General features: G+C 63.8%; 13 protein-coding genes. 3 read left to right on the forward strand and 10 right to left on the reverse strand.

Going from position 1 to position 14,119, the window contains the following annotated elements:
• Positions 1–20 precede the first annotated feature (20 nt).
• The 10 genes from cheY1 to EXZ48_RS12945 all read right to left on the reverse strand — a co-directional run bounded on the left by cheY1 (position 21) and on the right by EXZ48_RS12945 (position 10,127).
• The gene (cheY1, locus tag EXZ48_RS12900; RefSeq protein WP_024270516.1) at positions 21–386 is read right to left on the reverse strand and encodes a chemotaxis response regulator CheY1; all 366 of its coding nucleotides are present in this window, start codon (positions 384–386) and stop codon (positions 21–23) included.
• Complete coding sequence (locus tag EXZ48_RS12905; RefSeq protein WP_024270517.1) at positions 383–682, reverse strand: STAS domain-containing protein; 300 nt, start codon at positions 680–682, stop codon at positions 383–385. Before EXZ48_RS12905 ends, cheY1 begins: the two co-directional genes overlap by 4 nt.
• Positions 683–823: 141 nt before the next feature.
• Positions 824–2,425 carry a globin-coupled sensor protein gene (locus EXZ48_RS35890; RefSeq protein ID WP_305850417.1) on the reverse strand — a complete coding sequence of 534 codons (1,602 nt, stop codon included), beginning with the start codon at positions 2,423–2,425 and terminating at the stop codon, positions 824–826.
• A gap of 493 nt (positions 2,426–2,918) precedes the next feature.
• Positions 2,919–4,280: an FGGY-family carbohydrate kinase gene (locus EXZ48_RS12915; RefSeq protein ID WP_130516315.1), complete on the reverse strand. Its 1,362-nt coding sequence runs from the start codon at positions 4,278–4,280 to the stop codon at positions 2,919–2,921.
• 4 nt (positions 4,281–4,284) lie between these two features.
• Positions 4,285–4,599, reverse strand: coding sequence for an L-rhamnose mutarotase (rhaM, locus tag EXZ48_RS12920; RefSeq protein ID WP_130516317.1), 315 nt, complete (start codon positions 4,597–4,599; stop codon positions 4,285–4,287).
• 3 nt (positions 4,600–4,602) lie between these two features.
• Positions 4,603–5,601 carry an ABC transporter permease gene (locus tag EXZ48_RS12925; RefSeq protein WP_130516319.1) on the reverse strand — a complete coding sequence of 333 codons (999 nt, stop codon included), beginning with the start codon at positions 5,599–5,601 and terminating at the stop codon, positions 4,603–4,605.
• Positions 5,594–6,580 carry an ABC transporter permease gene (locus EXZ48_RS12930; protein ID WP_130516321.1) on the reverse strand — a complete coding sequence of 329 codons (987 nt, stop codon included), beginning with the start codon at positions 6,578–6,580 and terminating at the stop codon, positions 5,594–5,596. The genes EXZ48_RS12925 and EXZ48_RS12930 overlap by 8 nt, the downstream gene beginning before the upstream one ends.
• Entirely contained in the window at positions 6,577–8,073 is a 1,497-nt protein-coding gene (locus EXZ48_RS12935; protein WP_130516591.1) for a sugar ABC transporter ATP-binding protein, read from the reverse strand. The genes EXZ48_RS12930 and EXZ48_RS12935 overlap by 4 nt, the downstream gene beginning before the upstream one ends.
• Positions 8,074–8,290: 217 nt before the next feature.
• Complete coding sequence (gene rhaS, locus EXZ48_RS12940; RefSeq protein ID WP_023514583.1) at positions 8,291–9,280, reverse strand: rhamnose ABC transporter substrate-binding protein; 990 nt, start codon at positions 9,278–9,280, stop codon at positions 8,291–8,293.
• A gap of 34 nt (positions 9,281–9,314) precedes the next feature.
• Positions 9,315–10,127, reverse strand: a complete 813-nt coding sequence (locus tag EXZ48_RS12945) for a DeoR/GlpR family DNA-binding transcription regulator (RefSeq protein WP_050745470.1) — start codon at positions 10,125–10,127, stop codon at positions 9,315–9,317.
• Positions 10,128–10,327: 200 nt separating this feature from the next.
• Here EXZ48_RS12945 and EXZ48_RS12950 point away from each other — a divergent pair, with 200 nt between their 5' ends.
• From EXZ48_RS12950 to EXZ48_RS12960, 3 genes are all read left to right on the forward strand, one after another.
• A complete protein-coding gene (locus EXZ48_RS12950) occupies positions 10,328–12,421 on the forward strand; it encodes a bifunctional rhamnulose-1-phosphate aldolase/short-chain dehydrogenase (protein WP_130516323.1) in 2,094 nt (697 codons plus the stop codon).
• A 12-nt stretch (positions 12,422–12,433) separates the two neighbouring features.
• Positions 12,434–13,723 (forward strand): L-rhamnose catabolism isomerase, encoded by a 1,290-nt coding sequence (rhaI, locus tag EXZ48_RS12955; protein ID WP_130516325.1) that lies wholly within the window; start codon positions 12,434–12,436, stop codon positions 13,721–13,723.
• Between the two features lie 95 nt (positions 13,724–13,818).
• Positions 13,819–14,073: a GlsB/YeaQ/YmgE family stress response membrane protein gene (locus tag EXZ48_RS12960; protein WP_024270520.1), complete on the forward strand. Its 255-nt coding sequence runs from the start codon at positions 13,819–13,821 to the stop codon at positions 14,071–14,073.
• Positions 14,074–14,119 lie beyond the last annotated feature (46 nt).

The raw sequence follows: 14,119 nt of genomic DNA on the forward strand, positions 1-14,119 counted from the left end.
GCAATCCTGGATTCGTGAATTTAGGCGGTTACGCGCTCAATTGCGTCGATCAGCTTGGTCGGATCGAAAGGCTTGACGATCCAGCCCGTGGCACCGGCCTGGCGTGCGCGGTTCTTCTTCTCGGCATCGCTTTCGGTGGTCAGCACGAGGATCGGGATCGCCCGGTACTTCTCGTTGCGGCGCACGCCCTCGATGAAGCCGAAACCGTCGAGGCGCGGCATGTTGATGTCGGTGACGATGACGTCTGGGTTGGCGTTTTCCAGCACTTCCAGACCTTCGACGCCGTCTTCGGCCTGGATGGTCTCGAAGCCTGCATTGTTGAGCGTGACCAGAAGCATGTTCCGGATCGTCCGGGAATCATCCACGGTCAGGACTTTTTTCTTCATTGCCTAGCCTCCTGTGCCAGCAAGTGATCAATATTCACACCGATAAGTTGCATTGTCTTCATGAAAGGGTCGGACACCTTGCCGAAGGTGAAAGGCTGCCTGTCCTCTTCCCAGCTCTTGGCGCCAGCCATCAGCACCTGGGCGCAGAGCGCGCCGACGCGCTCGACCGCGGAGGCGTCGATGACGAGCGGACTGCCCTTGAGGCCCATGAGCTGCTGGTGCAGCGCCGTCGCCTCGTTGAGATCGAGAACGGGGGCAAGGCTTAAACTTTTCTGAGCGGCTTTCTTGCTCGCCATTACCGTGTTCCTTGTTTGAAACAGTCTCTGCGTCTCACCAAAATCGCCGCTCCGCTGTCCGGAGCGACGGGCGGGTGACTTCCTTCCGAAATCCGGCTGCGCGCCGTCGAAAACCAGTGCCGTGGCCGTCTTGCCGCCATCTCAACCTCCAAAGCCGACGGCGCGGGCCGTCAGAAATTCGAGGGGAGAGGTCTCCGTCTCGCCGCGTTCCGGTACGGCGCGCGTTTGCGCGGAAACCGGCTGTACCGGACGGCGCAGATCACGCTGCGCGGAAACGTGGAACTCGCGGACCGTGCGGCCGAGTTCGAGAATGACCTTGTGCAGGTCGCCACCGGCGTTACCGACGCGGCCCGCATCCGCGGCATCCGCCTCAAGCGCGCGGCCGGCACGACCGATATCGGCCGTTACGCCGTCGAGCCCTTCGGCATCGGCCGCACTTTCACGCACGATGCCGGTAATGGCTTCGTTGATGCCCTCGACCTGGCGCACGATGTTGCCGATCGCATCCTGGGTGCGATGCACATGCTCGACGCCAGTCTCGACCTGCGCCTTGGTGCCTGTCACGAGCTGCTTGATCTCGCGCGCCGCATCCGCCGAACGTTGGGCAAGCGCCCGCACTTCCTGTGCGACGACGGCAAAACCGCGGCCGCTGTCGCCGGCGCGCGCGGCCTCGATGCCGGCATTGAGCGCCAGAAGATTGGTCTGGAAGGCGATCTCGTCGATGACGCCGATGATCTGGCCGATCTTTTCCGCCGAAGCCTCGATATCCGCCATGGCCGACATCGCCTCGCCGACGATGCTGCCGGAAAGGGCCACCGAAGCCTGCGTGGAGGCGGCGGCGGACTGCGCCTTGCGCGTCTCGCCGAGCGTCTGGCGCACGCGCTCGACGATGGAGCCGAGGGCGTTGGCCGTCTCGATCAGGTTCGCCGACTGCTCGGCCGAGCGCGCCGAGAGCGCGCCGGCATCGGAGGCGAGCGTGCCGACGAGACGATCGCTTTCGCTCGCCCGGTCGGCGGCGGACGTGAGGCGGGACTGGATCTCGTCGAGCGCGCCGTTCAGCGTCTCGGCCATGTCGCGCCAGGCATCCGGCATCTCGCCGGAAACGCGGGCGGAGAAATCGAGTGCGGAAAGGCTGCGGATCGTCTCGCCGAAGACGCGGTCGAGTTCGGCGCGGTCCTGCTGTCTTTGTTCACCGAGGGCGCGGTGATGGGCGTGGCGCAGCTCGTTGAAACGCAGCGAAACGCCGATCTCCGCATCGACCATCGCCGTGCGGAGAAAAGCGGAGATGAGGTCGGTCAATTCCTGCCGGCGGGCTTTTCCCGCACCGGGCAGGATGGATTTCGGCCAATATTCCTCGATGAGGCCGTTGACGACCGTCTCGACGACGATCGAATGGCCGGCGATGCGCCAGCGCGGGTCAAGGCCCATCTGGCTTTCGCTATCGGCGAGAACTTTTACACGCTCTGCATAGAGGCCGTCGAACCGCGCGTCGGTCAGGACGCTCCAGTGGGAGCTCTGGAGGTCATGCAGCCGGTCGATCTGGCGCTCGCTCTGGAAATGGCGGGCAGCATCGGGAAAGGTCTGGAAACGCTGGAAAAGGTCGCGGAGCGCCGTTTCGACATGCCGTTCGAGCGTCTGGCGATGGCGGCGGAGGGTATCGCCCTGGGCGGCCTCGACGCCGGCAAAGCGCAAACGGTCGCGCAGGCTGGCCGCCTGTCCCGTTCGAGCCTGTTCTGCCGGCATTTCCTGCACGCGTATGCTCCCAAACCCATGACGCCCGGCAGCCCTTGGGGCAGCCGCTGAACTTTCGCATGGAGAGGCGGTGGCCGAAGCCGTGGCCAGTCGACGATCCATGATCGAATTCGGTGAAACTCGAATACCGGCTCAGATCCGGTACGGCGGTTCGGCATCATGCCTGGGTGAGAAACGGCGAATTTCCCATTCCGACGTGTAGTCCCAATGTTTATGGTTAATTCCTTGCCTGAAGGTTAATGGTTCATGGCCTGCTTATGGCTTTGCTAAAATTAAAACGACCCGACGTAGCGTCAGCCTCACGCAAGCTCGCGCGCGTAGGGTGGAAGCATAGACTGACAATGACGTCAGGAGGAACGGACAATGATTGTTCTGGCACTGGGCGCCATCGTGATTGCTTCCGCAACGCTCGCCGCCATCTACCTGCTGCTCGATATCGATGCGGGCCGCGCGCCGGCCAAGGTCCGGGTTTTCTGAGCGGCCTTCACCCTTCGCAAGCGAGCCTGCGCCAGCGCGCCGCATAATCCGCCGCGCCCTCGGGCAAATTGTCCTCTGCCGACGCCAGTGCGGGCTCCGGCGCCCTGCACGCGGCAAGGCAGGCCGCGCCGACACTCGTGCCCGTCGCGCTGCCGCCGGAGAGCACCGCGCGCCCCGTCGCCACCTTCAGCATCATCAAAAACGCCCGGTTGGCAGCAAACGGCCCCTCGACGATGACAGGGCCTTCCGCGCCGATGAGGTCGAGGCAGGTCGCCGTCATCAGAGCAAGGTGGAAGGCGATGACGGCCTGTGCCGCATCCTCGCCCAGATCCTCGCGCGCAACGGTCCAGGTTGCCTTGCGGCCGGGGAACGGGCCGGATTCCTCCGGCAGCGACGGCAGCAGCATGGCGCCGCGCCGGAAAACCTCGGCGATGGCAGCGGGCGGCAGATCGCCCGACTTGCCGCCGAGCAGGGAGAACGCCCGGCCGCCCATGAAGCGGGCGGACGGCACCGGATCGCCAAGTGCGTTGACGTTGATCAGCGTATCGCGTGCCTCGTCCAGCACGACCGGCCGCGCGCCGATCGCCATCACCACCACCCAGGTGCCGGTGGAGACGACGGCATAGGGCCCCGTGCGGGTCAGCACGTAGGGCAGCAGCGAGGCGTTGGAATCATGGATGCCGCAATGAACGGGCACATCCGGCCGAAGCCCCGTCGCCACCGCGATCTCCGGAAGTATCGGGCCGAGCACATCGCCGGCTCTGCGTACCGCCGGCATCAAGCGCGTCCAGCCCTGGCTTTCCACAAGGCTGGAGAAGCGGCCGTTCCGCGGTTCCCAGAGATCGGCGTGGCAGCCGAGCGACGTTACCTCGCTGGCAGCGATGCCGGTGAGGCGGAAGGACCAGTATTGCGCATACATCAGCAGCCAGCGCGTTTTGGCAAAAGCGTCCGGAAACGCCTTCGACTGCCAATAGACTTGCAGGCCGGCGTTGAGCCCAACGGGCAGGACAGGCGTCCCGCTGTCTTCGAAGCGCGGGCGGATGGCGCGGTAGTCCTCTGCCATCGCCTGCGGGCCGTCATGTTCATAGTCGAGCACCGGCAGCACAAGATCGCCGTCCTCCCCGACCAGGGCAACGGTCGCGCCATGCGTGGTGACCGAGATGGCGTCGACCGGGCGCTCGCGGCCCAGCGCGGCAAAACTTTCCAGAAGAAAGGCCCAGAGCTTTTCCGTGTCGAAATGCGGATAGGGCGCGGCGTTCACCACGCCGTTCGGCATGGTGCGGGCGGCGACCTCGCGAAAATCCTCGCCATCGACGAGCACCACCTTGGCGTTCGTCTTGCCGACATCGACGACGGCGATGGTCTTCATCGGCTCATTCCATGTGAAAGACGGTGACGAGCGGCACGGCGACGGGTTCGTTGTCCGGCTTCGTCTCCATGATATCGGCCATGTGCACCCACCAGCGCTGCATGACGGGATGGTTGGGCAAGTCCGCCATCGCGTGGTCGTCGCGCCGCCAGAGTACGCCGAAGAGCAGGTTCGTCTCCTCGTCGAGGTGGATGGAATAGTCGGAGACGCCGGCGTCTTTCAAAAGCGCTGACAATTCCGGCCAGATCGCATCGTGCCGTGCCTTGTATTCGGCTGCCATGCCGGGGTTCAGCCGCATGCGAAAGGCGTATTTTTCCATGGCTCAACGGCTCCCGCGAAAACGCCGGTAGAGGATCGGCAGCGCGATGACGGAGATCAAGAGCAGGCCGATGAAGATCGACATGACGATGCCGGGCACATTGAGCAGGCCGAAGCCGAAGGTGACCATGCCCATGATCAGCGCCGCCAGCACAACGCCGGGAATGGTGCCCGAACCGCCGAGGATGTTGACCCCGCCGAGCACGACCATCGTCACCACCTCCAGCTCCCAGCCGAGGGCGATGGAGGGGCGCGTCGAGCCAAGGCGCGCGGTGAGGCAGATCGAGGCGATCGCCGCCATCAGGCCGGTCAACAGGAAGAGCACGAACTTCACCCGGCCGACGCGCACACCGGAGAACAGCGCAGCCGTCTGGTTGTTGCCGATGGCGTAGACGGCGCGGCCGAAATTCGTCTTGTGCAGCACCACGCCATAGACGACAGCAAGTGCCACGAAGAGGCAGAATTCGAAGGAGAAGACCCACCAGACATAGCCTTGCCCGAACCACGAGAAGCTGGCCGGATAACCGGTAAACGCCTGGTCGCCGAGGATCACGAAGGAGAGGCCGCGAAAGAGGCTCATCGTGCCGATGGTCACGACGATGGAGGGCAGGCCGAGGCCGGTGACCAGCAGGCCGTTGAACGCGCCGCAGAGGAGGCCGATGGCAAGGCCGACCAGAACCAGGGCGGGTGTATCGAAGCCGAGCTGCACGGCGTAGCCCATCACGGTGGAGGTGAGCGCGATGATCGAGGCGACGGAGAGGTCGATCTCGCCCGAAATGATGACCAGTGCCATGGCAAAGGCGATCATCGCCTTTTCGGTGAAATTGAAGGTCGCGTCGGACAGGTTCCACGGATCGAGAAAATAGGGTGAGGCGAAGGAATTGACGAGGAAGATCGCCAGCGCCACGGCGACGAGCAGCGTTTCCCAGCTTTTCACCAGCCGCGCGCCGCGGCCTTCCAGCCGGTCGGGGATGTGGCGCGCGATCATCTGCGTCTCAGCCATGGGCGGCCTCCGCTTTCCTGAGGATCACCCGGCCCTTGCGCTTTTCGGCGCGGGCGTTCACGGCGACGGCGATGATGATGACCGTGCCTGAAATCGCCATCTGGGCGAAGGGCGAGATGTTGATGACGGGTAGCGCATTCTTGATGACGCCGAGGAACAGCGCGCCGAGCACCGCCCCGCCGACCGAGCCGATGCCGCCGGCAATCGACACGCCGCCGATGACGCAGGCGGCGATGATGTCGAGTTCGAAGCCGGCCGCGATATCGACATAGGCGACCGCATAGCGCGAAACCCAGAGATAGCCGGAAAGGCCGGCGAGCGTGCCGGACAGGCAATAGGCAAGAAAGCGCGTGCGGCCGACATCGATGCCGGTATAGACGGCAGCATGCGGATTGCCGCCGACGGCGAAGAAGGCGCGGCCGATCGGCGTCAGGCGCATCACCACGAGCATCAGCGCGATGATGACCAGCGACAGCCAGGAGAGCAGCGGAAAGCCGAGCAGCGCCGTGCGCGGCAGCGCCTTGAAGGCGTCGCTCATTTGGTGCGCATTGATCCAGGCGCCGCCGGAGAGGAGGAAGATCAGGCCGCGATAGATGGTGAGCGTGCCGAGCGTCACGACGATGGGCGGGATGTCGAGCTTCCAGACGAGCAGGCCGTTGATCGAGCCGAGCAGCGCGCCGAGCGCCATCGATACCAGGATGATCAGCGGGATCGGCAGGCCGGGCATGGCGGCGTTGAGCATGGCTGCGACCATGCCGGACAGGGCAAGGTTCGCCGCCATGGAGAGGTCGATGCAGCGCGTCAGGATGACAGCCATCTGGCCGAGCGCCAGGATGATCAGGATCGACGTGTCATTATAGACATTGGCGAGATTGCCCGGCGTCACGAAGGGCGGGAAACGGAGGGCGATCAGCGCCACCAGCGCGAGGATCGCGACGACCAGCAGCATTTCGCGGTTCTTCAGCAAAAGCTTCATCACGCGGCCTCCTCGATGCCGGCGGCGGCGCGCACCAGCTTTTCCGCCGTCAGGTCCGCGCGCTCGAAACGGCCGGCGATGCGGCCCTCGCGCATGACGATAACCCGGTCCGCCATGCCCATGATCTCCGGGATTTCCGAGGAGACCATGATGACGCTGAGGCCCGAGGCGGCCAGTTCGCTCATGAAGGCATGCACGGCGGCCTTGGAGCCGATGTCGATGCCCTTGGTTGGCTCGTCGAGGATGATGACTTTCGGCCGCGTGGCCAGCCACTTGGCGATCACCACCTTCTGCTGGTTGCCGCCGGAGAGCGTGCCGACATCCTGGTCGAGCGAGGCGGCGCGCAGATCGAGCCGCGCGGTGTATTCCCGCGCCAGGGCGAATTCCGCCGCCATGCGCAAAAAACCGGAGCGCGAGGTGCGCGAGAGCGAGGGCAGCGTGACGTTCTGGAAGATCGGCAGGCCGATGATCGCACCCTGCCGGCCGCGCTCCTCCGGCACATAAACGATGCCGGCTTCAATGGCTTCGGCCGGCGAGCGGATGACCTTGATCTCGCCATGCAGTCTTATCGCGCCGGCCGACGGTTTCGTGACGCCGATCAGCGCCTGCATGAATTCCGAACGGCCCGCCCCGACAAGACCGTAGAAGCCAAGGATCTCGCCGCGACGCAGCTCGAAATTGATGTCCTCGAATTCGGTCGGGTGGCGGTAGCCGGAGACGGTCAGCACCGGCTCGCCGATGGCGACATCCTGCTTCGGGAAAACCTGGCCGACGTCGCGGCCGACCATCTGGCGCACCAGATCGTCCTGCGCCACCTCCGAAATCAGCCCCTCGCCCACCATGCGGCCATCTCGAAAAACCGTGTAGCGATCGGCGATGCGGAAAATCTCGTCGAACTTGTGGCTGATGAAGAGGATCGCCTTGCCGTCGGCCTTCAGCCGGTCGACCAGGTCGTAGAGTTCGTGGATTTCCTTGTGCGAAAGGGCCGCCGTCGGCTCGTCCATAATGACGACGCGGGCGTCGATGGAGAGCGCGCGGGCGATGGCGACGAGGTGCTTGCTGGCGATGCCGAGATCGCGCAGGCGGATCGACGGATCGAGATCGGCACCGACGCGGGCAAGCAGCGCGCGGGCGTTCGCGTTCATCGTCTTCCAGTCGAGAAGGCCGAAGCGGGTACGGGGGGCATGGCCCAAAAAGATGTTCTCGGCGACCGACAGCTCGTCGAACAGCACGGTTTCCTGATGGATGGCGGTGACGCCGGCTTTTGCCGCCGCGTTGGCGGTCGGGAAATGGGTTTCCGCACCATCGACGCGGATGGTGCCCTCATCGGGCTGGTAGATGCCGGTGAGGATCTTGACCAGCGTCGACTTGCCCGCCCCGTTCTCGCCGACCAGCGCCGTCACCGAGCCCGGATAGAGCGCGAGCGAGACCTCGGCGAGCGCGCGCACGCCGGGGAAACTCTTCGAAATCCCCTCGAGCGCGATGGCGGGCTTCATCCGCGATGTGGTCGTGTCCTGCAGCAAGTCTCGGTCCACCGGTTGGGTTATGGGCTCGATCGCGAGCGATGCGGGCGGGGCTACCCCTCACCCTAGCCCTTTCCCCGCAAGCGGGGAGAGGGAACAGAGGCGTTGCGGCTCGGTTTCCTTCTCCCCGTTCACGGGGAGAAGGTGGCTGGCAGGCCGGATGAGGGGCGCATTCCATTGAGACGCCAGATCAGAAGATCTTGGCGAATTCCTCGACGTTCTTGGCATCATAGACGAACGGATCGGCCATCGCGCCTTCGTTGTTGTCGTCGAGCTTGACGGTGCCCATGCGGCCCATCTTGAGTTCCGCGCCGGGTTTGGCTTCCGCGCCGCCGATCAGGTCATAGGCGATCATCGTCGCGGAATAGCCGAGATCGATCGGGTTCCAGATCGCGAAGGATTTGGAGGCGCCGGATTTCACATGGCCGGCCATTTCCGAGGGCAGGCCGAGGCCGGTGACGTTGATCTGGCCGATCTTGCCGGCATCGGTGACGGCCTGCGCGGCGGCGACGATGCCGACGGAGGTCGGCGCGATGATCGCCTTCAGGTTCGGATGCGACTGGATGAGCCCTTGAGTCTCGCGATAGGACTTGTCGGCAAGGTCGTCGCCATAGACGGTGGCGACCACGTTGATGCCCTTGTAGTTGCCGAGCACCTTGTTCATTTCGGCGATCCAGGTGTTCTGGTTCGTCGAGGTGGCGGTCGCCGAGAGCACGGCGACGTCGCCGCCCTCGGGCAGGTTGTCGGCGGCGAGCTTGATGATCATGTTGCCGATCAGCGGGTTCGACGACGGGTTGAGGTGCATCGAGCGGCCCTCGGGCGCCACGCCCGAATCCCAGGAGATGACCTTGATGCCGCGGTCCATCGCCTTCTTGAGGGCGGGCACCAGCGCATTGGTGTCGTTGGCCGAAACGGCGATGGCGTCGACCTTCTGGGCGATCAGCGAGTTGATCACCTCGATCTGGCCTTCCGCGGTCGTCGTCGTCGGGCCGGTATAGATGACCTCGACGTCGCCGAGTTCCTTGGCGGCTTCCTGCGCGCCCTTGTTGGCCGCTTCGAAAAAGCCGATGCCGAGCGCCTTGACAACGAGGGCGATCTTTTTGGTTTCCGCCTGCGCGGTGTTGGCGATCAGCGCGACCGAAACGGCCGCCGTCATGAGCAGTGTCTTTAGAATTTTCACGACTTCTCCTCCCAGTGAAATCAAAACTCCGGCCTCACGCCGAAGAGGGTGCATTCCCAGTCTTGGTGTCGGCCTGGACATTCGCGACGATCAGGTTGACGCCGGCCTGCTCCAGCATCGCGGCGTCCCTGTCCTCGATGCCCGAATCCGTGATGATGGTGGCGATGCGCTTCAGCCCGCACAGGATGAGGCTGGAGCGTTTTCGGAATTTCGTGGAGTCGACCAGCACGACCAGCTCGTCCGCCTGGTCGATCAGTTTCTGCTCCGCCTGGATCAGCAGCGGATCGGCCTCCATCAGCCCGAGCGGGCCGATGCCCTGCGCGCCCATGAACATGCGGCGCGCATAGAAATTGCGCGTCACATCATTGTCGAAAGGGCTGAGCACGATGTTCTGCTCGCGGTAGATCGTGCCGCCGGACAGCATGATCGTGTTCTTCGAGTGTTTCAGCAGGTGTTCGGCGATGTTGAACGAGTTGGTGAAGACCTGCATGCGGCGGTTGGTCAGGAAATGCACCATCTGGAACGTGGTGGTGCCGCCGTTAATGATGATCGGATCGCCGTCCTCGCAGAGCGCCACCGCCTCTTTCGCGATCGCCTGCTTCTGGCGGGTGTTGAGCGTCTCGTTGACCGTGAAGGGCCGGCCGGCGAGGCCGACGAACTGCGGCGGATGCAACGCCTCCGCCCCGCCGCGCACCCGGCGCAGCTTCTTCTGCACATGCAGCGCCGCGATGTCGCGCCGGATCGTCGCCTCGGAACTGTCGGTCAGGTCCACCAGCTCGGGCACGGTGACCACAGGCTTTTCCTGAACCGCGGACAGAATGATCCGATGTCTTTCCTTCTCGTGCATGGCTCCTCCAGTGCTGGCAATGCTTCCATCAGGATCGCGCAATGTCAATCATAGTCAATCATGTTTTTTCATTGTGCAGCGCAGTATGATTGTTTTTGATCGTTTCTGATTGACATCGGCGACGCTCTCATGTGATCTGAAAGCATGCCTTCAAGCGCGGCGATAGCCTTGCGCCTAGGAAATACCGGGAGGAAATGCCGATGCTGGAGAAGAACCAGGGCGCACGCCTTGCCAACCTGTGGGATGACGCCAGGGCGTCGACGATGAGCGAAGCCGAGCGGCTGCTTTATCGCTCCAACCTGCTGGGTTCCGACAAGCGCATCACCAATTACGGCGGCGGCAACACCTCGGCGAAGGTGACGGAGACGGACCCCCTCGGCGCCGGCGCGGTCGAAGTGCTCTGGGTCAAGGGCTCGGGCGGCGATGTCGGCACGATCAGGATGGATGGGTTTGCAACGCTTTACATGCAAAAGCTCCATGCGCTGAAGGGGCTTTATCGCGGCGTCGCGCATGAGGACGAGATGGTGGGCTACCTCCCCCACTGCACCTTCAACCTCAACCCGCGCGCCGCCTCCATCGATACGCCGCTGCATGCCTATGTGCCGAAGAAACATGTCGACCACATGCATCCGGACGCGATCATCGCGATTGCCGCCGCAAAAAACAGCCGCGAGCTGACGCGGAAAATCTTTGGCGACGACATCGGCTGGCTGCCGTGGAAGCGGCCGGGTTACGAGCTGGGCCTGTGGCTCGAAACATTCTGCCTGGACAATCCCGGCGCGCGCGGCGTGGTGCTGGAAAGCCATGGCCTCTTCACCTGGGGCGATACGGCGAAAGAATGCTACGAGACGACGGTCGAGATCATCAACAAGGCGATCGGCTGGTTCGAGGAAAATAACGTGGCTCCCGCCTTCGGCGGTGCGGTGAAGCCGGTGCTGCCGGCCACGGAACGCCGTGCGATTGCGGAAAAGCTGATGCCGGTCATCCGCGGCATGATCGGCCGGGACGAGAAGAAGGTCGGCCATTTCGACGATGGCGAGGCCGTGCTCGATTTCGTGACCTCGAAGAATCTTGCCCCGCTCGCCGCGCTCGGCACGAGCTGCCCGGACCATTTTTTGCGCACGAAGATCCGCCCGCTGGTCGTCGATTTCGATCCGGCCGATCCGGATATCGACAGGGCGCTTGCCGGCCTTGCCGATGCGATTGCCGCCTACCGAGCCGACTACGCGGCCTACTATGAGCGCTGCAAGCGGGACAACAGCCCCGCCATGCGCGACCCGAACGCGGTCGTCTATCTCGTGCCCGGCGTCGGCATGATCACCTTTGCCAAGGACAAGGCGACGGCGCGCATTTCCGGCGAATTCTATGTCAATGCGATCAATGTGATGCGCGGCGCTTCCGGCGTTTCCGATTATGTCGGCCTGCCGGAGCAGGAGGCCTTCGACATCGAATACTGGCTGCTGGAGGAGGCGAAACTCCAGCGCATGCCGAAGCCCAAGAGCCTGGCCGGCCGCATCGCGCTCGTCACGGGCGGGGCCGGCGGCATCGGCAAGGCGACAGCGGAGCGGCTGATGGCGGAGGGTGCCTGCGTGGTGCTCGCCGATATCGACGAGACGGCGCTGGCGTCGGCCGAGAAGGAGCTTGCCGGCCGCTATGGCAAGGATGTCGTGCGCTCGGTTTCGATGAACGTCACCGACGAAGCGCTCGTCGAAAAGAGTTTTGCCGACACGCTGGTGGAATTCGGTGGCCTCGACATCCTCGTCTCCAATGCCGGCCTCGCCTCCTCGGCAGTCATAGAGGACACGACGCTGGAACTGTGGAACAAGAACATCGGCATTCTCGCGACAGGCTATTTCCTCGTCTCGCGCGAGGCGTTCCGCATCTTCCGCCGGCAGAAGGCGGGCGGCAACGTGGTCTTCGTCGCCTCCAAGAACGGCCTTGCCGCCTCCCCCGGCGCATCGGCCTATTGCACCGCCAAGGCCGCCGAAATCCACCTCGCCCGGTGCCTGGCGCTGGAAGGCGCTTCGGAACAGATCCGCGTCAACGTGGTGAATCCGGACGCGGTGTTGCGCGGCTCGAAAATCTGGACCGGAGAGTGGAAGGAACAGCGTGCCGCCACTTATAAGACGGACGATCTCGAAGCGCATTACCGCGAGCGGTCCATGCTGAAACTCTCGGTCTTCCCGGAGGATATCGCGGAAGCCATCTATTTCCTCGCCTCCGACATGTCGGCGAAATCGACCGGCAACATCATCAATGTCGACGCGGGCAATGCCCAGTCCTTCACGCGCTGAGGAATTTTGCCGATGACGATGATTTCCGAAGACGTTGTTTCGCGCGAAAACGACAAGCGGGTCGCCGATCTCAAGAGCGACTACGCGCATCTCGGCGCGCAGCTCGCCCGCCGCGGCGTCGATATCGATGCGGTGAAGCGAAAGGTCGCGGCCTATGCGGTGGCGGTGCCCTCCTGGGGCGTCGGCACCGGCGGCACGCGGTTTGCGCGTTTTCCCGGCGAGGGCGAGCCGCGCAACATCTTTGACAAGCTGGAGGATTGCGCCGTCATCCAGGAACTGACCCGCGCCACGCCGACCGTCTCGCTGCACATCCCCTGGGACAAGGTGACGGACCTCAAGGCGTTGAAAGAAAGGGGCCATGCCCTCGGCCTCGGCTTCGACGCGATGAACTCCAACACCTTCTCCGATGCGCCGCAGCAGGAGCATTCCTACAAATACGGCTCGCTCTCGCACGCCAATGCCGCGACGCGACAGCAGGCCGTCGAGCACAATCTCGAATGCATCGCCATCGGCAATGCGCTCGGCTCCAAGGCCCTGACGGTGTGGATCGGCGACGGCACGAACTTTCCGGGGCAGGCGAATTTCACGAGGAGTTTCGAGCGTTATCTCGATGCGATGAAGGCCATCTACAAAGAGCTGCCGGAGGATTGGCGGCTGTTTACCGAGCACAAGATGTACGAGCCGGCCTTCTATTCGACGGTCGTGCAGGACTGGGGCAGCAATTACCTGATCGCGCAGGAACTCGGCCCGAAAGCCCATTGCCTCGTCGACCTCGGCCACCATGCGCCGAACGTCAATATCGAGATGATCGTCGCCCGGCTCATCCAGTTCAGGAAGCTCGGCGGCTTCCATTTCAACGATTCGAAATATGGCGACGATGATCTCGATACCGGCTCGATCGATCCCTATCGCCTCTTCCTCGTCTTCAACGAGCTGGTGGATGCGGAAGTGCGGCAGGCCGAGGGGTTTTCGCCGGCGCATATGCTCGACCAGAGCCACAATGTCACCGACCCGATCGAGAGCCTGATGCGCAGCGCCATGGAGGTCTGCCGCGCCTATGCGCAGGGCCTCATCGTCGATCGCGCGGCACTCGCCGGTTACCAGGAGACGAACGACGCGCTGATGGCCTCAGAGACGCTGAAGGCCGGTTTTCGCACCGATGTCGAGCCGATCCTCGCCATGGCGCGGCTGGAGACGGGCGGCGCGATCGATCCGGTCGCGACGTTTCGCGCCGCCGGTTACCGGGCGAAGGTGGCGAGCGAACGGCCGGCGGTGGCAGGCGGCGGCGGCGGCATCGTCTGACACCGCAGAAGAGAAGTTTTCAGCCCCTCTTGCTTTCCGGAAAACGGCTGCCAGATTGAACAGGGACAGAATGAGACTGTCTAAGGGAGCATCGTATGGGCATTGAAAGCATTCTCGTTTTCCTCATCGTCGGCGCGATTGCGGGCTGGCTGGCCGGCCTCATCGTTTCGGGCTTCGGCTTCGGCCTGATCGGCAACATCGTCGTCGGCATCGTCGGCGCCTTCATCGCCGGCTATCTCTTTCCGGCCATCGGCGTCAGCCTCGGCAGCGGCATCATCGCCGCGATCATTCATTCCACGATCGGCGCGGTGATCCTGCTCGTGCTCATCAAGGTCATCAAGCGCGCCTGATCGCACGCCATGAAAGCGAAAAGGCCGTGGCGGTTCCCCGCCACGG

It is taken from the genome of Shinella sp. JR1-6, assembly GCF_004284735.1.
GTDB lineage: Bacteria > Pseudomonadota > Alphaproteobacteria > Rhizobiales > Rhizobiaceae > Shinella.

Bases quoted from the DNA above. Each gene is read 5' to 3' on its own strand.
- cheY1 (WP_024270516.1), bottom strand. From the start codon at position 386: ATGAAGAAAAAAGTCCTGACCGTGGATGATTCCCGGACGATCCGGAAC.
- EXZ48_RS12915 (WP_130516315.1), bottom strand. From the start codon at position 4,280: ATGAAGACCATCGCCGTCGTCGATGTCGGCAAGACGAACGCCAAGGTG.
- EXZ48_RS12905 (WP_024270517.1), bottom strand. From the start codon at position 682: ATGGCGAGCAAGAAAGCCGCTCAGAAAAGTTTAAGCCTTGCCCCCGTT.
- rhaM (WP_130516317.1), bottom strand. From the start codon at position 4,599: ATGGAAAAATACGCCTTTCGCATGCGGCTGAACCCCGGCATGGCAGCC.
- EXZ48_RS12945 (WP_050745470.1), bottom strand. From the start codon at position 10,127: ATGCACGAGAAGGAAAGACATCGGATCATTCTGTCCGCGGTTCAGGAA.
- rhaI (WP_130516325.1), top strand. From the start codon at position 12,434: ATGACGATGATTTCCGAAGACGTTGTTTCGCGCGAAAACGACAAGCGG.
- EXZ48_RS35890 (WP_305850417.1), bottom strand. From the start codon at position 2,425: ATGCCGGCAGAACAGGCTCGAACGGGACAGGCGGCCAGCCTGCGCGAC.
- EXZ48_RS12935 (WP_130516591.1), bottom strand. From the start codon at position 8,073: ATGAAGCCCGCCATCGCGCTCGAGGGGATTTCGAAGAGTTTCCCCGGC.
- EXZ48_RS12950 (WP_130516323.1), top strand. From the start codon at position 10,328: ATGCTGGAGAAGAACCAGGGCGCACGCCTTGCCAACCTGTGGGATGAC.
- EXZ48_RS12960 (WP_024270520.1), top strand. From the start codon at position 13,819: ATGGGCATTGAAAGCATTCTCGTTTTCCTCATCGTCGGCGCGATTGCG.
- EXZ48_RS12925 (WP_130516319.1), bottom strand. From the start codon at position 5,601: ATGGCTGAGACGCAGATGATCGCGCGCCACATCCCCGACCGGCTGGAA.